This is a genomic window from Streptomyces sp. WMMB303 (assembly GCF_029351045.1).
Lineage (GTDB): Bacteria > Actinomycetota > Actinomycetes > Streptomycetales > Streptomycetaceae > Streptomyces.
Genome location: NZ_JARKIN010000001.1, coordinates 3605762 through 3618861 on the forward strand (window position 1 = coordinate 3605762; position 13100 = coordinate 3618861).

Sequence of the window (13100 nt, forward strand, 5' to 3'; positions counted from 1 at the left end):
CATGCGCACACTCTTCAGCGGCGAAGTGAGGGTGGAATACGGTCAGCTCCACGTCTGCAGCGACGAAAGCCACGCCCTCGAGCGCTCCTTCGCCGGGCAGCGGGCTGGGCTGTGCGGTGGGGCGGTGCCCGGCCATCTCCTTCTGCTGACCGGCACGCACACCGGCCGTGTCCCGATCACCATTGAGCTGCACGAGGCGGAGCCGCCCCTGGAGACCGACGTCTGGGAGGACATCGTCGAGGTGTCGTTCCGGCCCGCGGCGGACGAGGTCGTGCTCGCCGAGTGGGAAAGCGACTGGTATCCACTACCTCTCGCCGCGCTCTCGTACCGGGTCAGGTACTGCTGCCGGGGCATGGACGGAGTGAGGGGCGCTGTACACGACGCCGGCGAGCCCCCACGGGATGAGTATCTGCTGCGCTTCTGGCCGAGTCCGCCGTCCCCGGACCGTGTGGTCGAAGAGACCAGCCGAACCGCCGCCTACTGGCACGCGTTCGCGCGCGAGCAGCCCCGCGTACCCACCTCCGAGGAGCAAGCCGAGGCAGAGCGGCAGGCCCGCGAGGCGAAGGAGAAAGCCGAGCTGCGACAGCAGAGGAACGCGTGGGGCGGGCGCCTGCCCAGCGACCGACTGCGGGAGGTCCGGAACAAGCTCCGGAAATTCCAGGATCACCCCAAGGGCATCGTGGGCCTCGACGCCGCACTCGTGCACGCGATCGACGCCGCAGGCGCCGAGGAGCAGCGTGCGCTCGCCTGCTGGGCAGCGCACCGCGCCTGTGCGGCGGCAGGGCTCAGGGAGATCGACTGGGTCGCGCGCGGACTGGCGGAGCTCGACCTGGGGAAGCCCTTCTCGCCACCGCTGGACGACTCACGACGGCTGCGGAACGCAGTGTTCGCCGACGCACGTGTTCCGAGGCCGCACGACGGAACCCCCGGCTTGCCCCAAGCCGCCGCCCTCGCCGCTCTCTCGGATGCTGCTGCCCCTGACCCCCTCAAGGCGGCGCTGGACGCGCTCCTCGCCGCGGCGGTCACCTATGACACCGGCTATCCCCACCTCTTCGCGGAGGTTCGCCACGCTTTCCCGACGACTGCCACCGAGCCGAAGGCGGAGGGGATCGGCCCAGCCAGTAGCGTCACCGCGCGCTGACCTGTTGCCTCCTGCCCGAGCGCAGCACCTGCCCGGCTGCCCGCTTGCCCGCTTGCCCGCTTGCCCGCCTGCCCGGCCGGCCGGTTCGGACCGAGGAGGGACGACACTCTCGCCGTCCGCCTCGACCCAACCGCGGTCCGGGGAGTTGGCCGGAGGCGACGCGTGCTGCGGCGAATGCGATACGGCAGCCTCTGCGCAAGACATACGGCACCCGAGCAAGCCGGGCGGCCCACCGCTTTCCCCGGGTGCCCGCCTCCCGCCTCCATGTCCCGTACGCACAGGTTTCTCCGGTCGAAGGCCGCCGTGTACGGTCGTCGTCGCTCGGCCGGCGTCAGATGGGGGGCCCATGAGGAGCAGGACGACCGTGGCCGCGGCGGGTGCCGTGCTCGCCGCGCTGCTGTTCGGCGCGTGCACCACCGACAGCGGAAGAACCACGGACGACGGAGGCCCGCCGCGGCCGACACCCCCGAAGCCCACCGGGAGCCCCGGCGACCTGCGCCCGGGACCCGAGCGGCCCCCCGCCGGATCCGCCGCGGACCGCCCCCGGCCCGGCGACTTCAACGGCGACGGCCACGACGACCTGGCCATGGCCACCGGCGCCCACATCGCTGTGGTCTACGGCTCCGCCGAGGGACCCGAACCGCGCACCCGCGCCACGGTACGCATGCCCGAGGACGCCGGAAACGGGCTGTCGCCTGCCACCCGGCTGCACCGGAGCGATCTCGACCAGGACGGATTCGTCGACCTGCTGGCCACACTCAGCGACGGTCGCCAGTACGCGATGTGGGGCGGGGCGCGCGGCGTCAGCGCCCCCAGGCTGCTCGCCACGGGATACGCTGCCGACCCCGCACCACCCTCCGCGGGCTGGGAGCCGGGCGGAGCGGGCGACTTCGACGGGGACGGCAGCGGTGACGTCCTCTGGCTCGGCACGGGGTCGGGAGCGCTGGGGGTCATCCACTACGGCCCGTTCAGCCGATCCGGGGAGCCCACCCGCACCCAGACCCTCGACGCCGAACACGCCGACCACAGCGAGCCGTACGAGGCGACCGTCGGGGACTGGAACGGCGACGGCCGCAGCGACTTCACGGTGTGGTTCCGCTGGACGGACCCGGAGAACGAGGGCGACGGCGACCCCCGGATCGACGACGTCCTGCACTTCCGCGGCTCCGAGAAAGGAGCGGACTACCTGCGCGAATACCCCGACCACCGCGCGCTGCAAGGCTTCATCTGCGATGTGGAGGACGACGGGACGGACGAGATCTGCCGCGTCGGCTTCGACGCCTACCGGGAGGAGTTGACGGTGAGCGTCACCGCCAGCTCCGGCAAGGGTCCGGGAACGGGCGCCGGCACCCGTGTCACCTTCCGCGACGTGCCCGGACTCGACGCGCCCAAGGGCTTCAACGACGGCGATGTGACCGGCGAGACCGTGGGAGACGTCACCGGCGACGGAAAACCCGACCTCGTACTGGGCCTGGCCGGCGCCGACAAAGCCCACGGCGTGGTGCTGCTGCTCCCGGACGTGGCGCACGCCGACCGAAACTCCCGGCTCCAGTCCGCCGACCTGGACAGCGCCGGCGTTCCGGGGCAGAACACGCCACACGCCCGCCCCCGCTTCCGTCCACGGCCCCCGCTGCTCGATGTCGACGGGGACGGCTCTCTCGACGTCCTCGCCACCACCACATACGAACCCCGGCAGTTCTGGCTGCTCCCCGGCTCGGCCGAGGGCCTGAACACCAAGGCCACCCGGCGGCTCTCCCGACCGGACCTGGGCGTCCCGCGCTGACCGCCGTACGACTCCGGACCGGACGATGCGCCGTACGACCGGACGATCGGCAACTCGACACCCTGTTCAGGACCAGCTACAAGCTACTCCCGTTACGGGCAGCTATCGCGCCGGGCGCCGCACGATCCCCCCTGTGCCATGGCAACGGGCCGCGACCTGCCGGGCCAGCCGCACCGGGTCACGGGAACTCAGCTCCCAGTCCTGCGCGTACCCGGAGCCGCACGCTTCGTCCCAAGAGATCTTTCCCTTGGCCAGTTCCCTCGCCGGCTCCGGATCGAGCCCGGTGAAGCCCACCACCTCTTTCAGCAGCGGATTGTGGCGGAACCGTCGGTCCACCCGGGGGGCCGCCGTGGCGTCCTTCGGCATCCTGGCTCGCGGTGCGACCCCGATGCGGGCGGGCTCGACCCCCGGGAGGGGCACGACGTACGTGTACGTACCGGGGAGGACGGTACGCAGGACGAGTGCGTTCTCGTGGACCCGGTGCTCGAGCAGGAACCACTCCGCGAACATGTAGAGAAGCGGCACGAAGGTCATTGCGAACACGGTCAGTCCCACCAGCGGTCCGGGCGGCCCGACGGCGAACAGCACGGCTATCGGTACCGACACCCCGAGCGGCAGGATCCACCCCACAGGGTGGTGCGGGCGGTGCACCTCGATCAGTTCGCCGAGCTCTTCCGGCAGTTTGCGGTGCAGCAACACGCCCCCTCATACGTTGGCCGGTAGGACGCTGCCATGTCTGGATGCAGTTCCTCGCCACGGGCGACGAAGCCGAGGAGACGCGGGACCGACAGCATCCGCCATCTGCCCAGGGTCCACGGTGAACTGCCATCGGACCAGTTGCTCACCCGCGACGAGAACGCAGACGGCTGTCCGTGGGGCGCCGGTGGCGTCAACCGCTGTCGCAGACGGCCCCGTCCGCGTGCAGCGGTCCCGGGGCGACGTGGCGGATCATCCGGCCGAGGCCGGTCCTGCAGAACCAGCCGGTGGCCAAGAGACCACCCGCCGAGCCGGCTGTGAAGAGGGCGCCCACGAGCGCCTCTGTCCATCGCTCCGCGCCCTGCGACGACAACAGCCCGTCCCAGACGAACTTGGCACCGATCAGGCAACCCGACAGAGAGATCAGCAGGCAGACGAGGATCGTGCAGACTCCCCAACACCTCAGGAAGCCTGCCACGACGACCCGTCGGGTGCTGCGGGGGCGGCTGTCCACCTGTGATGTGCCGCCCGGCGACGTGCTGTTCGGCAGGGGCTCGGTGATGACCGTGCCGTCGCTCCCGAAGAGACGGCGAACGCCCCGACAGTAGGCGATACGGGTCAGCCACAAGGCGCCGAGCACGCCGCCGAGGCTTCCCAGCGTGACCACGATGCCCAAGAGGCCGGCGAGCGGTGCGTACCAGCTGTGAAGGGGAGAGGCCCGCCCGGCGACGAGTACGCCCGCACCCATGCCCACCAGGGTGAGGAACAATGCGACGAAGAGGGTGCAGAGCGTCCAGACCCCCAGCAGCAGAGTGACGAAACGTGGGCGGGTCGAGACGGACCCCCTCCGGTCGCGCGGACCACTTCGGCGCGGGACGGCCCCGGGCGGCAGGACCCTCCGGTCGGCGGACGAGACCGTCTCGAAGAAGCCTCCCCCGCCACCTCCGAGGCCGTCGGTCATCTGCGCCAGGGCGGTCCCGGCCACGCGCGCCCCCAGCCATCGAACGCCGTACCCCGCCGCCCAGAGGGTGACAGCCAGGGCACAGAGCCCGAAGAGAGTCACGACCAACCCGAACGTCCCCTCGATCAACCGCTCCACGTCGCTTCCGCCCGCGCCGTCGACCCACCGTTTCCAAGTGAGCTGCGCGCCGAGGGCCGCACTGACGGAGGAGAGGAATATCCCGATCGGCACCACACCCAAGGCAAGAAGCTGAACGAGGCGCGCCGCAATGATCCGGCGACGGTTGGGCACCTTGCGACCCTTCTCCAGGAGGGGTGAACGCATGCTCGCCTCCGATTCCGAGCGGGCGCGGATCACGGTCCACTACGCCATGCCGCGCTCATGCGGTTCCGTTCCCGGAACGGGACCCGGTGGAACCGCCGGCCATGGAGGCGAAGTACCGGATGACCGGAGGGCGTGCGATTGGCACGTCCAGGACGGACTGTCAGACAACCGTGCCCCGACCCGGGGCCGTCCGACGGACATGGGCCTGTTCATCCGCACAGCCGCATCCGCAGGAGCGACTACGTGTCGCCGTAGGGCTCTTCCTCTTCGATTCGGTGGTGGTGTTCCCTGCCCATGACCAGCTTCACCCAGGACCGCCACTACTACGGCGACGGCGGCGCACACAGCAGGGAAGCTCAACATGGCCTCATCCAGTCCCCCGTCACCGCAGCCGCCGTGTCGGGCCCTCCGCTATTGCTCTTCAAGTACCGGATCACCGGCACGGTTCAGCTCCTTGCATCGGGCGGTTCAACGTTGGGCCCTGCCACACCTGATCTTCCAGCTTGATTCTCTCGGGAGAACCGGTAGATCTTCGTTGGCGTCCCAGGACCCGTCGAAGTCCCTGCTGACCGTCATTCACCGTCCGATCGGGCACGGACCGGGCACGGGCCCGTACTTCGAGGAGCCGTAGGCTGCCCTGCGACTCGGGTCGGCTTTTCATCAGATGAAGGGGCGAGGGCTCGTGAAAGGGTGTCTGGTCTTGGGCTGTGCGCCGCTTGCCGCGCTGCTGCTCCTGCTCAGCTTCATGTTCACGATGGAGCAAGAGTCGTTCTCAGGGCTTCGGGACAACCGCAGTGGGCTTGCACTGCACATCCTCGTTGTCGGTGTCGGGGCAGCCCTGTGTGCGCTGGCCGCGGCCGCCCGAGCGTCCGGGGTACTGCGGATCACCACGTTCGTGGTGTGCGGCCTGCTGCTCATCGCGGCCGGCTACAGGGCGTACACGCTCGTACCGATGCTGAAGTGCGGTGGCGCCAGCGCCACCGCGCGGGAGCAGGATGGCTCGTTTACCTGTTACGACCGCTGACGGTGACCTGGTGCGAGCGCCGCGGTGCACCGGGGCGCCCTGTCGACCGGACCCATCAGGCGCAGAAAGCCTGCGAGGCCGAGCATGGTCCGGCCCAGCACATCTACGACCGAGTCAGGGAGGCGTGATGAACCACAACCAGTGGAAGACGCGTCGTACCAAGCAGCTTCTCGGCGAAGCTGTGGAGTACGACCAGGAGTACATCGACACACGTCTCGCCGGTGACCTCGGGCAGGCCATCTACGACCGCTGCGTCGAACTCGGCCTGTCTCAGACCGAACTGGCCGCTTGTGCGGAGATGACGCTACCGCGGATCTCGCGCATCGAGGGTGGAGACACCGTCCCGACGCTTCCTCTGCTGCGTCGCCTTGCCAAGGCCCTGGACGGCTCGCTGAACGTTGCGCTCACAGCGGAGGACTCCCGGGTAACCTTCACCCCGTATGCGGCCTGAGCGGTGCATGTTGCTGCTCGACAATGAACGAACCCCCGGGTCCATGACCTGGGGGTTCGCGTTGGAGCGGGCGACGGGAATCGAACCCGCGCTCTGAGCTTGGGAATCACCCGGAGTTGCGGGCCATGTAGCTTTCTGACCAGGCGAGATGCATCGGCTGCCCCGTCCGCGCACGTGACCGTGGTTACGCATAGTGGCCGTTGTTTACCGGTTCGAATGGCACGTAATGGCACGCGTGCGCACAGGCGTCCCTGCCGGCGCGGCATGAAGAGCCCCCTACAGGTGAGACTAGGTTCGGCCTGACGGCTGATGGACGGCGGCAACGAGCCATGCAGCGCCACAGCGCCGGCACGGATTCACCAGAGGGCGGCCTGCTCTGCCGTGCTTGGTGTGGGATGGCTCGCGGGCAGGAGTACGCGGGTCTTCTTGGTGACGCCGTTGGGTTCGGTTCTCACAGCCTCTGCGTCGCGCATTCGGCGGATGACGTTGATGACTTGGGCCGGCCGGAAGACGGTCTCCAGCAGGGTGTACGCCTGAAGCTCCTCGACGGTTCTCCCGGCGTTGGACGAGGCGACGTGGTCCAGGAGGATCCTGCGGAGCGGCGCCGTATTGGGCTCCAGCGCGAGGTCGAGCTGCTGTTGGCCAGGGTCTTTGGGGTCGCGGTACCGGATGCCGTGGGATGGGTCGACTCCCCACATGGCGTCCTTCATCTTCTCGAGGCCCTTGGCGTGGCTGGTGCCGAAGATGAGGTAGAGCAACCTGCCGCCCTCATCGAGCATCTCGAACTGCAAGGTGTGGGAGAAGCCCGCACGGTGGAGCGTCTCTTTATACCGGTCACGGAGAAAAGGGAACTTGTCAGACTTTGGCTTCCTGAATACTTCCTGCCACTCCTGTCCGCCGAAGGCGGCGTCTCCGCGCTGCCGGTGGGCGGCGTCTTTCTCTGCGAAGCGTGTCAGGAAGCTGGGAGCGAACGTCACCATCACCTCCGTGCTCGGCTGCTGCGCGAGCTCGTGAAGCAGCGAGTACGGGATGTCCGGCCCTCCGTAACCGTCCAGCAGGACGAATAACGGTTTGCCTAACGAGCCGGTAGCGCGCAGCTTCTGTATGAGGGCCGGGTGGAAGTCGCCTTCCCGCACGTCCACGCTCAGCCGGTTGCGCAGGTCGCTGGGGCGCCTGGCCTGAGCCAGGCCCATCTGGTGATCAAGTTGTTGAGCCCTCTGTTTGTGCTCCTCCATGAGGAACATGCGGAGTCTCTTGGGGTACCGGTGCAGGGCGCCGGCGAAGACGTCGTAGGCCACGACTGGGGATCCCGGCTCGCCGTGCTCGTAAATGCCTGGACGGATTCAATCGGTCGTCGCAACGTTGACTGGTGGGAGCGATCGTAGCTGCTTGGTAAACACTTCAGCCGGGGTTCGCCACCCGAGGGTCTTCCGGGGTCGGTTGTTGAAGACGGCCGCGACGGCCTGGAGTTCTTCGCTGTTCCAGCGGGACAAGTCGGTGCCCTTGGGGAAGTACTGACGCAGCAGGCCGTTGGTGTTCTCGTTGGTCCCGCGTTGCCAGGGGCTGTGTGGGTCGGCGAAGTAGACAGGGATGCCGGTCTCGACCGTGAAGGCGGCGTGCGCGGACAACTCCTTTCCGCGGTCCCAGGTGAGGGACCGCAGGAGCTGCTCAGGCAGCGTGGTCATCGTCCTGGCCAAGGCATCCTTCATCGTGATGGCGCCGTATCCGGCCAGGGCAGGGCCGTTCTTCGTGCGCGGGATCACGCCGTAGCCCTCCTCGCGCGGCAGGTGGACCAGCATGGTGAACCTGGTGGTGCGCTCGACGAGGGTTCCGATTGCCGAGCGTTTCAGCCCGATGATGAGGTCGCCCTCCCAGTGCCCGGGAACGGCGCGGTCCTCGGCCTCGGCGGGACGCTCGCTGAGGAGGACCTTGTCGGTGACGTGGGCCCACGCCTTCTGCCGGCCGCGAGCCCGGGGAACACGCAGCGCCCGTCCGGTGCGCAGACAGGCCACCAGCTCGCGTTTCAGCGCGCCACGTCCCTCGACGTAGAGCGCCTGGTAGATCGCCTCGTGGCTGATGCGCATGTCCTCGTCGTTGGGGAACTCGATGGGTAGGCGTCGCGCTATCTGCTCCGGGCTCCATGCTGTCACCCAGCCTCTGTCCCCGCGGTGCGGTTTGTTGCGCCCCTTCCAGGCCGGGCCCTCGGGGCCGACACGGTTGCCTCCGGCGTCGGTGACGTCCCCTGACAGACGGGCCTGGACATAGACTCGCAGTCTTGGATTGTCCACGAGCTTGGCTGTCTTCGGGCGCCGGGCCCGGCGTTCAGCGTGCCACTGCGCGGTCGAGGCCCGGTAGTCCAGCGTGTAGGTCCGAGTGGAGGCATTGCGCCGTAGCTCACGGGAGACAGTCGACGGCGCCCGTCCGAGCCTGCGGGCGGTCTCGCGGACGCCGGCGCCCTGGGCATGCCAGACAGCGATGTCCTCCCGTTCTCGAAACGACAGGTAGCGCCCGGACACTTCATCAGGAAGACACGGATTCACGCCGCCAGCGTGCCGGAACCAGCGGAACCCCACCGGCCCGGACACCCCCGCAGCACTGCACGCAACCTCGGTCTTGGCACCCCGAGCAATCTCCGTCCAGAACCTGACCCTGTCCTCACGCCAGGCCACCGACGGCCTGCCCGGCGACGGCATCAACCCCCGGTACGCACGAACCTGCTTGTGCCGTTCCACAGCACCCATCGCTCCACCTTCCGATCAAGGTGTTGCGACGATCAGTTGAATCCGTCCAGTACACCAGCCGTGAATTCGCCGAACTCGCCGACAGCTTCGGCATCCGGCTGTCCGTCGGCCGCACCGGCCAGTGCTGGGACAACGCGCTGGCCGAGTCGTTCTTCGCCACCCTCAAGAGGGAACTTCCCTGCGACAGCCCATGGCCCAGCAAAGCCACCGCACACGCCGCGATCTTCGAATGGGTCGAGAGCTGGTACAACCTCAAACGCCTGCACAGCAGCCTCGGCTACCGAACCCCCGCCGACTACGAAGCCGCCACCACAGCGGCCTGACCACCACACCGACGGTGTCCGTCAAAGCGGAACAAGCTCACGTCTGGGAAAGGAGGTGTCGTCGATCCTCCACGCCTCCGGAGAGACCGCCGAGGCGACCTTTGAACGCCGCGGCTCGCAATACAGAAGCGTGGTCCCACGTGGACTGGCTGACGAACTGCTGCAACGCCTGCATGCTGTCGTCCGGTAGCCGCTCGGCCATCGGCTGGACCGACTTGCGCTTGCGCTGCCGTCCAGAAATCAGCCCACGCAGACGGCAGCCCCCCATTACCGTTTTCGTGGCCTCGCAACGGGGCTCCCGGCCTCTGGAGCTGGCATGACTGTGTCCCCCTGTCGAACGTATGGCCCGGGGGGTGGTGTCACCAGTTCCGGAGGCATCGACAGACCGCTGATTAGGGACATGACCACCGGCTTCTTCGCAGGTCGGGAGGCTCTTCGTAATGTGGATGTGGCGATCGGTGCCGTGCCAAGGCCGGGCGAGGACGACCGGAGACTGCACGTGATCGACATCAGCGACATCGGCGTCTTCCTGGGCCTGGACGTCGGCAAGGGCGAACACCACGCCACCGCCGTCACCCCGGCCGGGAAGAAGGCGTTCGACCGGCGGCTGCCCAACAGCGAACCCAAACTCCGCGAGGTTTTCGGCAAGCTGACCGCGAAACACGGCACCGTGCTCGTGGCCGTCGACCAGCCGGCCTCCATCGGGGCCCTGCCCCTCGCGGTCGCCCGCGACATGGGCTGCGAGGTCGCCTACCTTCCCGGACTGACGATGCGGAGGATCGCCGACCTCTACCCCGGCGAGGCCAAGACCGACGCCCGCGACGCTTTCGTCATCGCGGACGCCGCCCGTTCCATGCCTCACACCCTCCGCGCGATCGCCCTCGAGGACGAGGCGGTCGCCGAGCTGGAGATGGTCGTGGGCTTCGACGACGACCTCGCCGGCGAGGCGACCAGGATCAGCAACCGCCTCCGCGGCCTGCTCACCCAGATCCACCCGCACCTCGAACGCGTCCTGGGCCCGCGCATCCAGCACCCGGCCGTCCTCACCCTGCTCGACCGGTTCGGTTCCCCGGCCCAGATCCGCAAGGCCGGCCGTCGGCGGCTCATCAGCCTCATACGTCCCAAAGCCCCGCGCATGGCCGAACGACTCGTCGAGGACATCTTCACCGCGCTCGACGAACAGACCGTTGTCGTTCCCGGCACCGACGCGGCCGCACTCATCGTCCCGAGCCTGGCCGGCTCGCTCCAGAACGTGCTCGACCAACGGAAACTGCTGGCCACCAGGATCGAGGAACTCCTGGATGCCCACCCTCTTTCCCGGGTCCTGACGTCCATGCCCGGCATCGGCGTCAGGACCGGAGCCAGGATCCTCATCGACGTGGGCGACGGCAGCGGCTTCCCCACAGCCGCCCACCTCGCCGCTTACGCCGGCCTGGCCCCGGCGACCCGCAGCTCGGGGTCCTCGATCCGGGGCGAACAGCCGTCCCGGCGAGGAAACAAGCAACTCAAACGGGCCTTCTTCCTGTCCGCGTTCGCCGCCCTGTCCGAGCCCAGATCCAGGACCTACTACGACAAAAAGATCGCCCAGGGCAAGCACCACACCCAAGCCCTCCTCTGCCTCGCCAGACGACGAGCCGACGTGCTCTTCGCGATGCTCCGCGACGGCACCTTCTACACCCCCCAACCAGCCCCTACAGGTTGACGAAACCCATAGGGACACCCCCCCCAAGATCCACGACCGGCAGCATGCGCCACGGCACGCCACCCGATCAAACCCACCTGACGAAGCGCTGCCGGAGGTGATCAGGCGACTCGGTCGCTCGGGGGGTGAGCGGCGACGACGCGGCGGAAGAGGGCTTGGACGACTCCTGTGATGTCGGTGTCCGCCTGGGCGTGGTGGCAGGGGCCGGTGTAGGCGTGGGTGAGGAAGTCCGCGGTGAGTTCGGGGTCGGGGACGTCGAACTCGCCTGCCGCGTCGCCTTGCGCGAGGAGGGTGATGAGCAAGTTGCGAGCGGCGGTCATGGGCTCCTCGCCGGTGGCGCCGCCGGGTTCGTGGAAGAGCTGGTGGTAGAGCTCGTGGTGGTCCTGTTCTACGGCAATCCAGGCGGCGACGAGGCCGTCGAGGCGTTCGGTCCAGGTCAGGCCGGGCTGCTCCAGGAGGGCGGCGGGCTTCTGGAGCATGCGGTCCCACATCTCGGCCTGGAGCGCGGCCAGGAGCGCCTGCTTGGAGTCGAAGTAGAGGTAGACCGTGCCCTTGGCGACCCCGGCGCGGGCGGCGACCTTGCTGATGGTCAGGGCCTCGTAGCCGTCGTCCAGGAGCAGGGCGGCCGTGGCGTCGAGGATCTGGCGGCGCCGGACGTCCGGCGGCTGGAAGCGGCCGGTGGGCTGGGCGGGGGCGGACTGCTCCGCGGGCACGGTCCCTCCTTCGTCGTCAGGTGACTGACCGACCGATGGCTGGTCAGTGGGCGGAGTCCAGGGTGTCATGCGGTTTGCGGGCGATGACGATGACCGCGTGGTCCTCGCTGAGGTGCTGGAGGCGCGGTGTGATCCTCCGTTCGGCGCGCACGATGTCCAGGCCCAGCGCGGTGCAGGCTTCGGTCAGCTCGGCGAGGGTGGCGAGATCGCCGGGCTTTCCCCAGTCGCAGGCATCCTCGTCCCATTCGCCGAGGGCCAGGAGACCACCCGGGGCTAGTTGTATTGCTCTGTGAGGTTGGGGACGCGGCTGGCGGGTGGTTTGCCTGCGAGTGCGGTGTGTCCGCGGTGGTGATTGTAGGTGTGCAGCCACTGCGGGAACGCGTCGCGTCGTTCCTGTTCTGACCGGTAGGGGCGGGCGTAGGCCCATTCGTCGAGCAGGGTGCGGTTGAGGCGTTCGACCTTGCCGTTGGTCTGGGGCCGGTAGGGCCGGGTTCGCTTGTGGGTGATCCCGGCCGCTGCCAGTGTGTCGCGCCAGGTGTGGGACTTGTAGCAGGCGCCGTTGTCGGTCAGGACGCGTTCGACGGTGATGCCGACGCTGGTGAAGTAGGCGTGTGCCCGGGCCCAGAAGCCGGTGGCCGTGTCCTTCTTCTCGTCGGTGTGGATCTCGCTGTAGGCGAGGCGGGAGTGGTCGTCGACGGCGGTGTGGATGTAGCTGTAGCCGGCGTTCTTGCGGGTCTTGCGGCCGGCCTGGCGGCCGAGGACCTTGTGGCCGCCGCCGTCGGGGATGTTGCCCAGTTTCTTGATGTCGACGTGGACGAGCTCGCCGGGATGTTCGCGTTCGTAGCGGCGTATGACGCGGCCGGTCGCACGGTCCAGATGGGTCAGCCGGGCCAGCCCGAACCGCGTCAGCACGCGGTGCACGGTCTGGGGCACGAGGTCCAGCAGGTGCGCGATGCGGGCCGGGCCCCACCGGCGCAGGAGGCGGACCTTGATGATCCTTCGCTCGGTCCGTGTCGGCGTCCGCCGCGGGCTGTGACGGGGACGCGAGGAGCGGTCGGTCATCCCGGCCTCGCCCAGCAGCCGGTAGCGCTCAGCCCACCGCTGAGCCGTGGTCGGCGAGACCTGGAAGCGTTCGGCAGCCCGCCGGAGCGGCCAGCCGTCCTCGACCACGCAACGGGCCAGACGCAGACGTCCGGTCTCGGTCAGGGGTGCATTACGGTGGGGCACGAGGGCCTTTCTGG

General features: G+C 68.6%; 13 protein-coding genes. 7 read left to right on the forward strand and 6 right to left on the reverse strand.

Annotated features, from left to right (window positions below; genetic code table 11):
* The first annotated feature begins 1 nt into the window (after position 1).
* Positions 2-1141: a hypothetical protein gene (locus P2424_RS16040; RefSeq protein WP_276476407.1), complete on the forward strand. Its 1140-nt coding sequence runs from the start codon at positions 2-4 to the stop codon at positions 1139-1141.
* Between the two features lie 346 nt (positions 1142-1487).
* The gene (locus P2424_RS16045; protein WP_276476408.1) at positions 1488-2924 is read left to right on the forward strand and encodes a VCBS repeat-containing protein; all 1437 of its coding nucleotides are present in this window, start codon (positions 1488-1490) and stop codon (positions 2922-2924) included.
* Positions 2925-3026: 102 nt separating this feature from the next.
* Here the strand turns inward: P2424_RS16045 and P2424_RS16050 are convergent, their stop codons facing one another.
* Positions 3027-3623 (reverse strand): hypothetical protein, encoded by a 597-nt coding sequence (locus P2424_RS16050; RefSeq protein WP_276476409.1) that lies wholly within the window; start codon positions 3621-3623, stop codon positions 3027-3029.
* Between the two features lie 190 nt (positions 3624-3813).
* The gene (locus P2424_RS16055) at positions 3814-4905 is read right to left on the reverse strand and encodes a hypothetical protein (protein ID WP_276476410.1); all 1092 of its coding nucleotides are present in this window, start codon (positions 4903-4905) and stop codon (positions 3814-3816) included.
* A gap of 294 nt (positions 4906-5199) precedes the next feature.
* Between P2424_RS16055 and P2424_RS16060 the strand changes: the two genes are divergently transcribed.
* From P2424_RS16060 to P2424_RS16070, 3 genes are all read left to right on the forward strand, one after another.
* A complete protein-coding gene (locus tag P2424_RS16060) occupies positions 5200-5412 on the forward strand; it encodes a hypothetical protein (protein WP_276476411.1) in 213 nt (70 codons plus the stop codon).
* A 175-nt stretch (positions 5413-5587) separates the two neighbouring features.
* Positions 5588-5929: a hypothetical protein gene (locus P2424_RS16065; RefSeq protein ID WP_276476412.1), complete on the forward strand. Its 342-nt coding sequence runs from the start codon at positions 5588-5590 to the stop codon at positions 5927-5929.
* A 127-nt stretch (positions 5930-6056) separates the two neighbouring features.
* The gene (locus tag P2424_RS16070; RefSeq protein WP_276476413.1) at positions 6057-6380 is read left to right on the forward strand and encodes a helix-turn-helix transcriptional regulator; all 324 of its coding nucleotides are present in this window, start codon (positions 6057-6059) and stop codon (positions 6378-6380) included.
* A 356-nt stretch (positions 6381-6736) separates the two neighbouring features.
* Here P2424_RS16070 and tcmP read toward each other — a convergent pair whose 3' ends face one another.
* Together tcmP and P2424_RS16080 are read right to left on the reverse strand one after the other, a co-directional pair.
* Positions 6737-7723 (reverse strand): three-Cys-motif partner protein TcmP, encoded by a 987-nt coding sequence (tcmP, locus tag P2424_RS16075; protein ID WP_346660127.1) that lies wholly within the window; start codon positions 7721-7723, stop codon positions 6737-6739.
* On the reverse strand, positions 7724-9121 hold the full coding sequence (locus P2424_RS16080) for an IS30 family transposase (protein WP_276476414.1): 1398 nt from the start codon (positions 9119-9121) through the stop codon (positions 7724-7726).
* Between the two features lie 23 nt (positions 9122-9144).
* Between P2424_RS16080 and P2424_RS16085 the strand changes: the two genes are divergently transcribed.
* Positions 9145-9444, forward strand: a complete 300-nt coding sequence (locus P2424_RS16085; RefSeq protein ID WP_276476415.1) for an integrase core domain-containing protein — start codon at positions 9145-9147, stop codon at positions 9442-9444.
* Positions 9445-9943: 499 nt separating this feature from the next.
* Entirely contained in the window at positions 9944-11146 is a 1203-nt protein-coding gene (locus P2424_RS16090; protein WP_276478848.1) for an IS110 family transposase, read from the forward strand.
* Between the two features lie 101 nt (positions 11147-11247).
* Here P2424_RS16090 and P2424_RS16095 read toward each other — a convergent pair whose 3' ends face one another.
* Positions 11248-11859, reverse strand: a complete 612-nt coding sequence (locus P2424_RS16095; RefSeq protein ID WP_276476416.1) for a TetR/AcrR family transcriptional regulator — start codon at positions 11857-11859, stop codon at positions 11248-11250.
* Between the two features lie 273 nt (positions 11860-12132).
* Positions 12133-13086 (reverse strand): IS481 family transposase, encoded by a 954-nt coding sequence (locus P2424_RS16100; protein ID WP_276476417.1) that lies wholly within the window; start codon positions 13084-13086, stop codon positions 12133-12135.
* Positions 13087-13100: the final 14 nt, after the last annotated feature.